Genomic DNA, 15,037 nt, shown 5'->3' with positions numbered 1-15,037 from the left:
AAAGATTACAATATACGTAAGTAAATATGTAACCGGGAGGCCATATATGGTCGGTACTGCCAGCACAGATTCTGAGGGGACACAGGAAGGCGGGGAAGCCCGCGAACCGTTGAGCAAACCGCTTCCGCATAAGGTCCCGTACGTTACGCTTAATAATGGCGTTGCCATGCCGCAGGAAGGTTTCGGCGTATTCCAGATATCCGGGCGCTCCAAATGCAAAAAAGCTGTTATGGATGCGCTGGAATGCGGGTACCGCCTTATTGATACTGCACAGTTTTACCGCAATGAAGGTTCTGTCGGCGAAGCCATAGCAGAAAGCGGCGTCCCGCGCGAAGATATTTTCCTGACAACAAAAGTATGGATCACCCATTACGGATATGATAAAACGATAGAGAGCATCAGGCATTCCCTGGCCCAGCTGCGGACAGATTATGCGGACCTGGTCCTGCTCCATCAGGGTGTGGGCAATTACCTGTGGGCGTACCGTGCACTGGAAGACCTCTGCCATGACGGTGTTATCCGTGCGATAGGCATATCCAATATGGAGCCTGACCGTTTTGTCGATCTGGCAAAGCGCGCGCATGTCATCCCTGCCGTGAATCAGATAGAAAACCATGTATTCTGGCAGCAGCGCGAGGCGCTGGGCATTATGCGCGAGTATGGGATCCAGCCTGAATCATGGGCGCCGTTTGCAGAAGGCAAGAACGGGCTGTTCACCCATCCTGTCCTTACTGAGATTGGCGAACAGTACGGCAAGACTGCCGCGCAGGTAGCGCTCAGGTCCCTTGTACAGCGCGATATCGTAGTTATCCCGAAATCGGTGCATAGGGAGCGGATCGAAGAAAATATTGATATCTGGGATTTTGAGCTTTCCGATTCCGATATGAACCAGATAGATGCGCTGGATACCGGCAAATCACTTTTTGGTTATGCCAGGATGTTTTCCAGCATGCAGCGGTTCGGCCTTTTTACCGCTAAGAAAAAGTATTAGGGGATGCCGTATCGGGGGAAGATCGGGCTGCTGCAGCCTTGCGGCACTGCCGGCGCAGAAAGCTGGATACCGGCCCTTCCAGTTTTCGCCGTGCCGGAGTATAGTATTAGGAAGTATTAACACAGTTAGGTTCCGTATACAGGTATTGGAGAAAAATGGCATTAGGTACAGTCCCGCAGCCTGAAGGCTTGGCAAACCCGCCGATTGATGAGCTCGACCAGCATGCCCAGTCGCGGTATGCGCTTGCTATGTTTGCTGCACGGCGCGCCCGTCAGATCAACTCATATTTCACGCAGCTGAATGAGGGCCTCCTCCAGAACGTCGGACCCCTGGTAGAATACAAGAACCAGGAAAAGCCTCTGACTATTGCTTTCCGTGAGATCAATGACGGCCTCCTTGAGGAGACGCTTGGTGAGGACGATCTGTCTGAAGGCGTGCTGAACTGATCTCAGCTTTAAATAATCTTATGATCATAGGGATCCCCGTACCGCCCCTACGGTGCGGGGATTTTGTTTCAGGGCAAGTTTTATAGCAGTTTATAACGGTTTTATGGCGACAGGTACAAAGCAGGTTTGATATGGCAGCTGCACAGGATATTCGGCTCATTACGTCTGAATCTGTTACGGAAGGGCATCCCGATAAAGTATGCGACCAGATATCTGATGCTATCCTTGATGAGCTCCTTAAGAAGGACCCTTCTTCGCATGTAGCAGTAGAAACGTGTGCAACGACAGGGCAGTTCCTTGTTTTTGGCGAGATCACGTCAGAAGGGTATGTCAATATCAATCAGATAGTGCGCGAGACATTGGAGCGTATAGGGTATACCAGTTCGGACATCGGGCTGGATGCGGGTTCTGCAGGGGTCCTTGTATCTATCAACGAACAGAGCCCTGAGATCAATGCAGGCGTATCCCGGCAGGCCGCAACGCAGGAGGAACGCTATGCCGTGCAGGGTGCCGGCGACCAGGGGATCATGTTCGGGTATGCCTGTGATGAGACTGACGCCTTTATGCCTCTGCCGATCGAACTTGCGCACCGGCTGGCGGAAAGGCTGGCATATGTGCGCAAAAAGGGGATCGTTGCGCATCTGAGGCCTGACGGTAAAACGCAGGTAACGGTGGAATATGATGGAAGCGGTGTGCCGCGGAGGGTCGATACCATAGTGATTTCTGCCCAGCATGATCCGGAGGCCTCCCAGGAATGGCTGCGCGGGGAGCTTATCCGGAATGTTATCAAGCCGGTGCTTGACAGTACGCTGGCCTCGTGCAGGGGCGGCACAGTCAGGCATGATGATTACAGGCTCCTGGTGAACCCTACGGGCTCTTTTGTGCTTGGCGGACCTGCTGCTGACGCCGGTCTGACGGGCAGGAAAATCATCGTTGATACTTATGGCGGTGTGGGCCATCATGGCGGCGGCGCTTTTTCGGGAAAAGACCCCAGCAAGGTTGACCGTTCTGCAGCATATGCTGCCCGGTGGGTCGCCAAAAATATTGTTGCAGCAGGGCTTGCGCGTAAAGCTGAGGTCCAGCTGGCGTATGCAATAGGGGTGGCTGAACCGGTATCTGTTACTGTCGATACGATGGGGACGGGGACAGGCCCTGGGATAACTGATCCTGTGCTTGCGCAGGCGGTCCGGCAGGTGTTCGACCTGCGCCCTGCGGCTATTATTGATGAACTGGACCTTCTGAGGCCGATATACAGCAAAACTGCGGCATATGGGCATTTCGGCAGGGCAGATGAAGGCTTTACGTGGGAACAGACAGATAAAGCCGGCGAGCTCAGGGAAGCTGCGCTGTCTGCTGCCCGGCAGCAATGACATACAATGACATAATGATATGGCTGTAGTAATCTGAAACTATGGTAATAATAGGCGAGCAGATGGCCCTGGATGGCCTGGCGCCGCGCAGGAGGAAAAGCTCTGCGCATGTTAAGGTGCCGGCGGCCCGCCTTCCTGTTGCCCAGGTGGTTATTGACGTACAGGCTGCAAATCTGGGCCAGGCTTTTGATTATCTTGTTGAAGACAAACATTCCGACAGCGCTGTACCGGGGATGAGCGTGCGCGTGCGTTTCGGCGGCCGTCTTGTCAACGGCATTATCTGGGACCGCGTGGAATCCAGCAGCACGCCCCGCAGCTCATTGAAATTCATTGAGCGTGTTATAGGCAGTTCGCCCGTTGCACCCAGGCAGATGAGGCGTGATATTGAAGAGATAGCGGATTATTTTGCGGGTACGCGGGCTAATATCATCCGTCTTGCCATCCCCTCCCGCGTGGCAAAGGTAGACAAAGAACCGCAGCCGACGGCAGCGCGGCCCGTACAGGGAAAGCTGCCGGACAGTGCCCGGAAGGTGTATGAGGCGCAGACCCGGCGTGTGGAGGCGTCTTACGGGCATATCGACGACGTGGAGCGGGCATGGTCAGGATCTTCTCCGGCCGGTATTGTCTGGAATGCCATGCCGGGAGTAACTGCATGGGCTGATGATATCGTATGGCTGATCAGCAGGAGTTTCCTTTCGCAGAGGCCGATAATAGTTGAGCTTCCGGATATCGCGCATATTAGGCTTGTCCATCAGCAGCTGCAGGCTGCGGGGTTCCTTCCTTTTGCGCTGCGCTCGAGGCGGGGCGTGTGGAATGGGGACTACTGCGTCCTTGCCGGGGCTATGACCCCTGAGGAACGCTACCGTTCGTATATGGCGGTTGCGCAGGGGGCTGTACAGTGCGTGATCGGCACCCGTGCAGCAATGTACGCCCCCGTGCAGGGCAATGCTGTATTTGTTGCGGTGGATGATATCGCTTACCAGAATGCAGACGGTTTTACCCCCTATGCCAATGTGCGTGATGTTATGCGCCTGCGCGCCCGCGGGCACAAAGGCATTTTTGTCGCATTGGGCCATAGCCGCAGCCCGCAGAGCCAGTGGGAAGTGACAGGAAGGCAGTCGGGGGATGCTGCCATAGAGGTGGGGCAGGCTATTGAAGTGAGCCCTTTGCCGGCACCGTTGAAGAAAGCAATGCCATGGGTCAGGCTGTTCAACCGTGAGGAGCTTGAGCGCCTTGCTGACCCCGCAATCGGTGCCCGTATCCCGCATACCGCAGTCTCCATACTCAAAAATGCGCTGCGGTCCGGCTCTGTCCTCCTATGTGTCCCGCATGACGGGCAGTCCATGGTATTTATCTGTTCCCGGTGCCGCCGCCAGGCGCGCTGCCTCCGGTGTTCCGGGCCTTTGCAGCAGGCCCTGCGCAGGGATGGATCCCCGCGCTGCGCATGGTGCGGTGCTGCAGCGTCGCAGTGGTCCTGTCCTCATTGCGGGGGCAGCGCGATGCGCGTTATCCGTGTAGGGGCATTGGGCACGGCCCAGGAGCTCCGCGGGCTTTTTCCCCGTACGCGGATCGTTACTTCCACTCCAAACCAGCCGCGCGGTACCATAGAATGTATTGAAGACAGGCCTCAGGTAGTCATAGCTTCCCCCGGGGCCGAACCGCAGATAGTCAGTACAGGGCTGACGCGCATGGAGCACCGTGAAGGCATCGGCGTGGAAAAGTCTGATACCGCCTACCAGAATGTTGACGGCGCCTATCATCCAAGCTACAGGGCTGTTGCCATTGTTGATACATGGACAAGTCTGTATGCTTCGCATATGGATTCGCGTATTGATATCCTCACTGCGTGGATGCATGCGGCTGCACTGTGTGCGTCCCATGAGGACGGCGGGCAGGTACTCCTCCTGGGGGAATGCGAGCCTGCGATAGCGCAGTCCCTGATTGCGTGGGACCCCTCGTATCTGGCTCGAAAAGAGGTCGAGGAGCGTAAGGAGGCCGGCATGCCCCCTTCCGTTACTGCGGCGAATATATGGGGGCGGCGTGAAGTTGTGGAATGGGTGCTTAAAGATATCGGTGCGGATATAGGCGCAGCCGGTGCAGAATCTGATCTTGCCCTGCTGCCCTCGGGCATCCCGTCAGTACTGGGCCCTGTCTCCATACCGGAGCCGTCTAATATTTCTGACCGTCAGCTTGAGGGAAGCAATGACCGGGTGCGTGCTGTAGTACGGGCCAGCCTGGACCGGACCGGGACGCTGTCCCGGCGGCTGCGTTCTGCAGCGGCGAAGCATGCAGCTTCCCGCGTCAAAGGGGAACTGCATATCCAGATCGACCCTAAAAATTTGAGCTGATATATTCCGTTTTTGAACGGCTCAGATGGTCCGGTTCACAGGTCCGTATCTTCCCATTTTTCAGGCCGGGGGACTGTGCGCAGTGATGTTGCGATAGAAATAACCAGGCTTACAGCGGCAAAAACTGCTGCAATCACAGCAGTTATAGTGAACCCATACTGCAGCTGGAGCACCGGCCCTATAGCTGCAGGCGTCACTGCGCCGAAAATGCCTACTGCTGTTTCAAATACTGCTGTGGCGCGCCCCTGCATGGTATCCGGCGTTTTCCCGAATATGAATCCGTACAGGCCTGTGTTGAGCGATGGCAGCGGAAGCCCCATAAGTGAAAGGGATATCAGGACAGCCGTGTAGGAATGGAAAAAGATCAGGGGGATAAAACAGAGGGTGTCAAAGGCGAGAGAAAGGATAATAAGCTTTCCGGTAGGTATACGGCTGGATACCCAGTTCGCCAGAAGCGAGCCGATAAGGGTCAGTGTCCCCATGCCTGAATCAAGCAAACCTATCAGTATGGAATCCGTCCCCTGAGCTATGAGGTATATCTGGGCTCCGGCAACGATTGCAGTAAATGCAATATTGACCGTAGCCCCGACGGCGAGTGCTGCCATGAACTTCTTTTTTGACATGGCCCAGGCCAGCCCCTCGCGGAGGGTGCGGATAAAGCTGTGAAGGGGGTCCTGCCTTTGAGGTATTTCCTGGGCAGGGATTACTTCGTCTGCGCCATTTTTCGGCTTTCCACCAGTACCCGGGCCGCTGCTGCCGCCCTTGAGGGCCTCTTCCCCTCCCTGAGAGGGAAGCTGAAGCGTAGCTGTCTGCCTGGCAGCATAGAAAACCGCTGCAAAGGCTATAGGGAACCAGGGGAAAACCCTGTACAGGAATCCCGCTGCAGTGCCGCCAAGCAGGCCTACCACTGATTCGCGGGTTTCCCGGATCGCCTGTGCGCTGGCAAATTTTTCTGTAGGGACAAGGGATTTCAGGATAGCATCATTTGCAGTACCGCACAGGCCTACGAGAAGGCCATAGGCAGCAGTGACGGCAATAAGCAGGGAGGTATTGAGCAGGTTAGCAGCAACCAGGACTGTAAAAATAACGGAAAGTATTATGCCGGCGGTATTCTCGATTATCATGAGTCGGCGCCTGTTGCAGCGGTCAGCTATAGCACCGCCAATCGGCATCATAACAAGGTTGATTATATTTTCGAGTGCGACGATAGCCCCCGTTACGGCTTCAGAATGGGATACCTTCCATGCGAGCAGGGATACGGCAAAGCTCCGCACAGTAACAGCCAGGACATCCGTAGTATCGGCAAGGAACCACCAGCGGTAGTTGCGTATTGTCCATAATGATCCGCGCCGCATTACCGATCCTCCTGCAGTATGGTGCATGCCGTCTTTCCTGCATTATATAGTGCGAGCTTCCCTGTGCGTGCAATGTCGGTCAGGGTGTTTCATACGGGGGGGGAGGGAGTAAAAATGCAAGGCGTTTTCTGCTGCCGTGCCATAGCTGCCGTCTGGATGACGGAAGGTGCTGCAGCCGGCTGCGGTAGTCAGCCCTTTCGCTAAAGTAGGCAGGTATGAGAATACTTTTTGCCGGTACCCCTGAAGCGGCAATTAAACCTTTGCAGGCCCTCGCCTCCGCGGGCGGGGGTATGGAAGTCGTTGCTGTCCTTACCCGGCCTGATGCCCCGCAGGGACGCGGGTGCAGGCTGGCGCCAAGCCCTGTGAAAGCTGCAGCTATGGAGCTCGGCCTGCCGGTGATCGAGGATAAGCCCACGTCGGACGGTTTTTTTGAAGCAGTCGAGCGTTTCAAGCCTGATATTGCCGCTGTGGTGGCATACGGCAGTATCCTGCGCCAGCCCGCGCTGGATGCTGTCCCCCTCGGATGGTTCAACCTCCATTTTTCCCTGCTGCCTCAGTACCGCGGAGCAGCCCCTGTGCAGAGGGCTATCTGGGCGGGTGAAACGGTTACGGGCGCTACAGTGTTTAAGATCGGTCCCGGCCTTGATAACGGCCCTGTAGCCGCACAGTCAACGGTTGAGATAGGGGCTCATGAAACATCCGGCGAACTGCTTGGCCGGCTGTCCGAAGACGGCTCGAACCTTCTGTGTGCAGCTTTGAAAGGCATAGCAGACGGTCATCTGGCTCTGGTTAAGCAGCCTGAAGGGGTGTTTGAACCTGCCCCCAAGATACATCCTGATGATGCCAGGATCCGGTTTGATGTGCCTGCTTTTGCTGCTGACAGGCAGATCCGTGCCTGCACGCCAGAGCCCGGTGCATGGTGCCTGCTCCATAACCGTACGGAGACGGATGCACAGGGAGCAGAGGGGGGCATCAAACTCACTGTTGTCCGTGCCCATCCTGATATGTCTGATGATCCGCAGAAGCCTGCAGGGCTCCGGCCGGGCATGATTGCCGTATCGAAAAAACATGTATGGATAGGGACGCTTACTGATCCGCTGGAACTTGACCAGGTGAAGCAGCAGGGGAAAAAACAGATGGCTGCAGCGGACTGGGCCCGGGGGGCAAGGCTGTCTGAAGGTGCTTATTGTGACTGAGCATTACAGCCGTCGGCGGCGGCATAGTAAGAATAACAAACAGAAAGCAGCACGGCCGGCCTGTAAAGGCGCGGGGGCCGGTAAGGCCGGCAACCCGCGTGAGCTGGCGTATCTTCTGCTTGCGCGCGTACACAGTACTGGCGCCTTTTCAAACCTTCTGGTACCGCGCGAGCTTTCCCGCTCTGCCCTGGATGCGCGGGATAAAGCGTTTGTTACTGAAGCCGTATACGGCTCCCTGCGCTGGCAGGGGCTACTTGATACCGTTATCAGCGCTGCTGCCCGTCGCCCTGTTGCCGGGATAAGTGCCCAGGCCATTGATATCCTTCGAAGCGGGGTTTACCAGATACTTTTCATGGGGACAGCCGGTTATGCTGCTGTCTCGCAGAATGTGGACATCATGCGTAAGTATGCGCCGGGCCCTTTGCCCGGATTTGTGAATGCAGTGCTCCGCACAGTCACGCAGCGCCCCCGCCAGGAATGGGAGTCCCTGGTTGTATCGCGTATCCCTAAAGAAGATAAGGATAAGCGGCTGTCGGTGAGGTATTCCCATCCCGAGTGGATCGTCAGCCTGCTGCGTGAAGCGTGGGAAGGGGCCGGATACAGCCAGTACCAGGCTGCTGAGGGAGGGGCCGGTGCTGAGGGCCAGCTTGAGGCGATGCTTGCAGCCGATAATGAACCGCCGGACGTTGTTTTGTGCGCCCGCCCCGGGCTTATCAATGTTGAAGATGTTATGGCGGAAGTGCATGGCATCGCGGGGACCCGGGGGACATGCGGGCATGGGCGTTTTTCGCCGTATTCCGTACATGTTAAAGGCGTCGATCCCCAAACACTGCCATCGGTCAGGCGGGGGCTGTGCGGCGTCGAGGATGAAGGCAGCCAGCTGGCAGCACTGGCGCTTGCCTTTTCGGCGCCGGTCAGCCGGGGCGAGCGCTGGCTTGATATGTGTGCCGGCCCCGGAGGCAAAGCGGCCCTCCTGGCTGCGTATGCTGCGCAGCATGGAGCTGCGGTCCTTGCCAATGAGCCTGCGCACCATCGGGCGGATCTCGTACACAGCAGCCTCAGACGTTTAGGCGCAGGGACAGAAAATGTTACTGAACATGATGGCCGCGAACTGGGGAAACTGTATCCGCATTCATTCGACCGCATACTTGTAGACGCGCCGTGTTCCGGGCTCGGAGCCCTTCGCCGCCGGCCTGAATCCCGATGGAGGAAAAAGCCTGAGGATGTTGCTGCGCTTGCGGCCCTCCAGCAAGGGCTTCTGTCTTCCGCATATAAGGCGCTGAAACCGGGCGGGACTATAGCTTATGTAACATGTTCCCCGGCTGTCGCGGAAACGGCGCGTATAGTGGACCCCTTCCTTAGTTCCCATCCCGATATGCGGCGCATGGATACGGCCGCAGTTATCCGCGGTATTTCTGCTGATCCCGGGATCCAGCTCCCTTCCCGTGCCGGCGACGTACAGCTGTTTGAACACCTGCATAATACGGACCAGATGTTCATCAGCCTTCTGCATAAAATACAGTGAGCTTCCCTGAAGATTATGTTTTCAGGTGACACGCTATAGCCGGGTTCGGTGGACGCAGATGAGGAAATTTTGTAAAATCAGAGAGTCACTATTTGAACGGTCTAATTTTGCACGCAGACGGAGCCGCTGGCGTGCATATTAGCAGGAAATCAACAGTACGCATCCACCGAAGGGTGCGCGGACAGTAAGGTTAGGGATGAAAAAGTTAAGAATTGCAAAGGCGATACTGGCTATTGTGCCGGCAGCCGCCATGATTCTCATCGGTTTCACAGGCCTGACCCCTAAAGCATATGCAACGATGCCGGCCAATACGGCTACGGCGCAGGGGGCAGCGTCTTCTACGAACCGGAACGTAACCGTTACTGCTTTCCAGCAGAACTGGAATTCTATTGCGAAGGAATGTACGGAAACCTACGGCCCTGAAGGCGTAGGGTACGTCCAGGTGTCGCCTCCGCAGGAAACAGTCAGGGGCAAGCAGTGGTGGACGTCATACCAGGTCGCCAGTTATAATCTGAATTCCAAGCTGGGGACTGAAGCTGAATTCAGACAGATGATCTCTACGTGCCGTGCTGCGGGCGTAGGCGTCATTGCTGACGCTGTTATCAACCATACTACCGGTATAGACCGTGAGGAAGGCGCAGGGACTGCGGGCAGCACGTTTGATACCAAAGGGAATTTCCCTGCGATTGGGTACACGAAGGATGATTTCCATACGTGCGACCATAATATCGGCAATTACCATGATGCCCAGGAAGTATGGAACTGCCGCCTGTCCGGGCTGCAGGACCTTGATACCAGCAGGGAACATGTCCAGGACACTATAGCGGGGTATATGGCGAAACTCCTGAAAATGGGGGTCGCAGGATTCCGTGTAGATGCAGTCAAGCATATCGATCCTAAAGATGTCAGTGCCATTAAAGCTAAGCTTGCCCAAAAGTCAGGCATCGCAGAAGATAAGATCTACTGGAACCAGGAGACCCTCGGCAATGCCAGCGAGGCAGCTGAGATCCAGCCGAAGAATTACACCGGTACCGGTGAAGTCCACGAAATGGACTTTGCGTATTCGCTGAAGAATGCATTCAACGGCAATTTTGGCGGTGTCGCCGGACTTAAAGATATTGAGAACAAGCTTCTGCCTTCCCAGCAGGCCGGGGTGTTCGTTTCCAACTGGGATACTGAGCGCAACGGCAGCACCCTAAGCTATAAGGACGGCTCACGCTACCTTCTGGCCAATGCATTTATGCTTGCTTACGGATATGGCACGCCAAGCATCAATTCCGGTTATAAATTCGAGGATTCCCAGGCCGGGCATGATTCCGGCGCGCCGGGCGCCACCGATACCACAGTCCCCGATACCGTGTGCTCCACGGATTCAGGCTGGCTCTGCGTACAGCGCTGGACCGCTATCCGGGGCATGGTCGGGTTCCACAATAATGTCACCGGAAAGGTAACGAACTGGTGGTCGAACGGATCCGACGCTATCAGTTTCGAACGGGATAAGACCGGTTATCTGGCTATCAACAATTCCGACAAAGAGATCAGGCGCACATTCACATCATCGCTCCCGGCAGGGGAATACTGCAACGTGTACGCAGCAGGCGACTGCTCATCCACTGTTACTGTCGGTGCAGACGGCTCGTTTGAAACAACGGTCCCCGCGCATTCTGCTGTAGCGATCTATACAAAGGCGCTCAAAAGCACCTGGCAGGGCGGACAGAAGTCCAATCCCTTGGATCCGGCTGAAGACCAGCCTAAGCCGGAACAGGAAGACACTGATAACAGTATTACTGTTTATTACAGGACTGGCTGGAGCAATCCTCATATCCACCATCAGGCGGCGGGGACTGCTGACGGATGGACGAAAGTCCCCGGGGATAAAATGACCAAAGCCTGCGACGGCTACTATTCCGCTTCGGTGCCTCTGGTCAACGGGAAACTGGAATTCGTTTTCAACGACGGCAACAATAATTGGGACCATCCTGCCGGTAACCCTAACGGGAACTTCACCGTCACGGAAAAGAAAGACATCACTGTTGCTGATGGCACAATAACGGCCGCCAATCCGTGCCCTGTCAAGTACCAGCCCAAAACGAAGCTGACAGTGCATTACAAGCCGAAAGCTGGTGATGCTGCTGCAGATAAGCGCGGTGTCTATGTGTGGGGTACGCAGAAAGACGGTACCCAGCTTGACGGCAAGCATTACAAGTTCAACCAGGCTGATGATGCTTTCGGCAAAGTATTCACCATGGAATTCGATGGGGCTTTCGACCATCTGGGAGCCATCGTTACCACTGAGGACTGGAATAAGGACGGCCAGAAGGACCGTATAATCGACACTTCCGGCGGCTCGGCTGAAGTGTGGGTGCAGGGCGGTGATGAAACTACCTACACTGATCCTCCGGCTGATGCAGGCAAAACTATCAGGAAGCTGGATGTAACCATCCATTACCGGCGTGCAGATAATAATTATGCCGGCTGGGACGTATGGAAGTGGGCTGACGGTATAGCTGATAACCTTCCGGCTACTTTCAGGAGCCACGATTCGTTCGGCAAGATCGCACAGTACTCCCTGCAGGGTGATTCAGTCAAGCATCCGAAATTCATTATCCGCTACGGCGGCAGTGCATGGAAAGGCCGTGAAGGCAACGGCAAGGATGCTAACGGCGACCGTGAGATCCCGTGGTCTGCCATCACGATGACAGGCACAGATACTGCCAAGGCAGAGATCTGGATAGTCTCGGGCGATACGACTGTGTATACATCCCCCAATAATGTCGATACCTCCAACAAGATCACGAACGCTGAGATCAGCGGGCTTAATGAGATCACCCTTAAGCTCAACCGCCCCGTAAGCGAAAGCGACCTTGCGGGGAAGATCTCCCTGGATACGGCAAAAATCAAGTCGTTCAAGGTAGTTGACGGTTCAAAGGTGGTTATCACTACAGAGTCTGAGATCGCACCGGACTCAGCTGTTAAGGTAAAGATAGCCGGCTACAACGAAGCGACAGCTGTTGCAGGTTCTGTAGTACGCACGGAGGCATTCGATAAGAAATATGCCTACAGCGGGGATGACCTTGGCGCTTCTTATACGCCTGAAGGCACAACCTTTAAGATATGGGCGCCTACAGCAGCATCGGTCAAGCTTAATACCTATAAAGGCACTAAGCCTGATGCTGAAATTGACAAGGCATATGATATGCAGCGGGGCGAGAAAGGCGTATGGACCGTCACGGTACCTGGCGACTGCAGGAATCTCGCATATGATTTTACTGTCGGTTTTGCTGACGGCAGGAAGAATGAGTCGGCTGACCCGTATGGCCGTGCCTCTACAGCCAATGGCGGGCGTTCAGTAGTCCTCAGCCCCGAGCAGATGAAGCCTGCACACTGGGGAAGCCGTATGCCTGCATTCAGCAGCCCGACTGATGCAGTGATCACTGAAATGTCTGTCCGTGATTTCTCCAAGTCTGATACTTCCGGCGTATCCAAAGATAAGCAGGGCAAGTATCTTGGCGTTATCGAAAAAGGCACTAAGAATTCCAAAGGCGAATCCACAGGCCTGGACTATCTGAAGAAGTCGGGCACTACGCATGTACAGATCATGCCGATGTATGATTTCAACAATATCAATGGCGAGATCGGGAATAACGTGGCGTATAACTGGGGCTATGACCCTATGAACTACAACGTCCCCGAAGGATCCTATTCAAGCGACCCTGCTAACCCTGCCACCCGCATCACGGAGATGAAGCAGATGATCCAGGGGCTGCATGATTCCGGTATCCGCACGATCATGGATGTGGTCTACAACCATGTGTATGACGCCAATAAGCATGTTTTCAACCAGGTGGTCCCGGGATACTATTTCCGTTATGACAGCAACGGGAACCTCGTGAGCAATTCAGGGTGCGGCAATGATACCGCCTCTGAGCGTGCCATGATGCGCAAGTATATTGTGGATTCTGTCACCTACTGGGCGAAGAACTACAATATCGACGGTTTCCGGTTCGACCTTATGGGCCTTATCGACAAGGAAACTATGAAGGAAGTCCGTGCCGCCCTTGATAAGATCGATCCGTCGATCATGATCGTCGGCGAAGGCTGGGATATGAATTCCACGATGCCCAAGAGCGAAATGTCCATACAGCCGAATGCGCGTGAACTGACAACAGATAAATCTACGATCGGCTTCTTCAATGATTCGTACCGCGATGCCATTAAGGGCAGCGTGTTCGATTCGAAGGCGAAGGGGTTCGTCCAGGGGAACAAGGGGCAGGAAAACCTGCTTGCCAATAATTTCCTGGGCTGCCAGAACCGCAGCGGATCTACGCCATGCACGAACGGCAATGCCAATACGAATTACAGCGGTCCGTCGCAGGTAGTGCAGTATGTGGAAGTCCACGACAACCTCACCCTGTATGATAAGCTGAAAGCCAGTATGCCTGGGGAAAGCGAGCAGAATATCACAAAGCGTGATGAGCTTGCAAACTCAATGGTCCTGCTGTCGCAGGGCATACCGGAGATCCAGATCGGGCAGGCCTTCATGCGTACCAAAGGCGGCGATGATAACAGCTACAATAAGCCTGACAGCGTTAATGCTGTTGACTGGGACCGTCTGAGCGAGTACAAGGCATCGGCAGATTATGTACGCGGGCTTATTGCCTTGCGTAAGGCTGTCCCTGCCCTGCGCCAGAAGGGTTTCGCAGATCTCAATGCACACAGCAGGGTGCTTGCCCAGGCGGACGGTACCCTGGCATTCGAGCTGTCAGATCCGACAGGTACCTATGTTGTTGCGTTCAATGCCAATACGGAAGGGCGTAAGATCAGCGGCCTGAAGAATGCCAAGTATACTGTGGTGGCTTCTGAAGGCAAGGTTGATGAGGCTGCCGTCAATGAGATAGCTTCCATTGTCAGGAATGGGGCTAAGAATGTCCGCACAGGCAGCTCGCCGAAGTTTGCTGAAGTGCAGTCTGACGGTACTTATACGGTCCCGGCTTTGAGTGCGGTAGTGCTCAGGGAAGGGCAGCTTCTTGAAGAGCCGGAACCGGAACCGGAACCGACGCCTGCGCTGAAGCTTGATAAGCATACCGTAGAAGCCGGCGGCACAGTACACGCAACTGTTGAGGGCCTGAAGCCCAACACCCAGTATAAATTGTGGCTGAAATCCGTCCCGGCTGAACTGGCTGTGGTAACTACTGATGCGCAGGGGCGCGCAGAGGCGGATGTCACCATCCCTGCCGGTACTGCGGTCGGTGAGCATACTGTTGCAGTTACGGATAAGGATGCCGACAGCTCGCATGTGCTTGCCAGCGAAAAGCTGGATGTTACTCAGAAGCAGAATCCTCCTGTGAATCCGGATAATCCTGCAGATCCGAGCAAACCTGCCGATCCGGCAGATCCGGGTAGTCCGGAGGCTCCGGGTAAGCCTGCGGATCCAAGCAAGCCTGGCAAGCAGCCAGGCAATAACGGGACACCGGGCACTTCGGCGAAGCCCGGCAGCCAGGCGGCGCCCTCGCGTAAGGGCAGCACTGCCGGCGCCGGCTCTGTTCCGCGCGGGCGGGATAACAGTCCTGCAAAGAAGGGCGGCACCGCCGGCCGGCACAAGCGCGGCCAGTCTGGCCGGTCCCACCATCCGTTAAAGCTGTCCCAGACAGGTGTAGGCATTGGGACGACAGTTACTGTGCTCATAGTGCTTGTTGCCCTTGCGGTAATAGTGCTCATAGTCCGTAAGCAGCAGGAGGCTGACGGATCGTCGAGCACAGGGCTGCATGGCAAAGGGGATGATTCCCTGAGGTAAGTGCATCCCAGC

Annotated in this window: 8 protein-coding genes; 7 read left to right on the top strand and 1 reads right to left on the bottom strand. The window is 55.5% G+C overall.

Going from position 1 to position 15,037, the window contains the following annotated elements; all coding sequences use genetic code 11:
• Positions 1-46 precede the first annotated feature (46 nt).
• The 4 genes from HMPREF9156_RS0104940 to HMPREF9156_RS0104925 all read left to right on the top strand — a co-directional run bounded on the left by HMPREF9156_RS0104940 (position 47) and on the right by HMPREF9156_RS0104925 (position 5,155).
• Positions 47-991: an aldo/keto reductase gene (locus HMPREF9156_RS0104940; protein WP_007147678.1), complete on the top strand. Its 945-nt coding sequence runs from the start codon at positions 47-49 to the stop codon at positions 989-991.
• A gap of 155 nt (positions 992-1,146) precedes the next feature.
• Entirely contained in the window at positions 1,147-1,437 is a 291-nt protein-coding gene (gene rpoZ, locus HMPREF9156_RS0104935; RefSeq protein WP_007147677.1) for a DNA-directed RNA polymerase subunit omega, read from the top strand.
• 131 nt (positions 1,438-1,568) lie between these two features.
• Positions 1,569-2,807 (top strand): methionine adenosyltransferase, encoded by a 1,239-nt coding sequence (gene metK, locus HMPREF9156_RS0104930; protein WP_007147676.1) that lies wholly within the window; start codon positions 1,569-1,571, stop codon positions 2,805-2,807.
• A 41-nt stretch (positions 2,808-2,848) separates the two neighbouring features.
• Entirely contained in the window at positions 2,849-5,155 is a 2,307-nt protein-coding gene (locus tag HMPREF9156_RS0104925; protein WP_231198073.1) for a primosomal protein N' family DNA-binding protein, read from the top strand.
• Between the two features lie 35 nt (positions 5,156-5,190).
• On the opposite strand, the gene HMPREF9156_RS07060 is transcribed toward HMPREF9156_RS0104925, so the two are convergent.
• The gene (locus HMPREF9156_RS07060) at positions 5,191-6,537 is read right to left on the bottom strand and encodes an MFS transporter (protein WP_017147525.1); all 1,347 of its coding nucleotides are present in this window, start codon (positions 6,535-6,537) and stop codon (positions 5,191-5,193) included.
• Between the two features lie 188 nt (positions 6,538-6,725).
• Here HMPREF9156_RS07060 and fmt point away from each other — a divergent pair, with 188 nt between their 5' ends.
• The 3 genes from fmt (at position 6,726) to pulA (ending at position 15,025) form a co-directional block, all read left to right on the top strand.
• Positions 6,726-7,706: a methionyl-tRNA formyltransferase gene (gene fmt / locus HMPREF9156_RS0104915; RefSeq protein WP_007147673.1), complete on the top strand. Its 981-nt coding sequence runs from the start codon at positions 6,726-6,728 to the stop codon at positions 7,704-7,706.
• Positions 7,699-9,231, top strand: a complete 1,533-nt coding sequence (locus tag HMPREF9156_RS0104910; protein WP_231198072.1) for an RsmB/NOP family class I SAM-dependent RNA methyltransferase — start codon at positions 7,699-7,701, stop codon at positions 9,229-9,231. Before fmt ends, HMPREF9156_RS0104910 begins: the two co-directional genes overlap by 8 nt.
• Before the next feature lie 196 nt (positions 9,232-9,427).
• Positions 9,428-15,025, top strand: coding sequence for a type I pullulanase (pulA, locus tag HMPREF9156_RS0104905; RefSeq protein WP_007147671.1), 5,598 nt, complete (start codon positions 9,428-9,430; stop codon positions 15,023-15,025).
• The last annotated feature ends 12 nt before the right edge of the window (positions 15,026-15,037 follow it).

The organism is Scardovia wiggsiae F0424, from assembly GCF_000269605.1.
GTDB classification, from domain to species: domain Bacteria; phylum Actinomycetota; class Actinomycetes; order Actinomycetales; family Bifidobacteriaceae; genus Scardovia; species Scardovia wiggsiae.
Note: the sequence above shows the minus strand (reverse complement) of the source record. Positions and strands in the feature narration are given on the sequence as shown.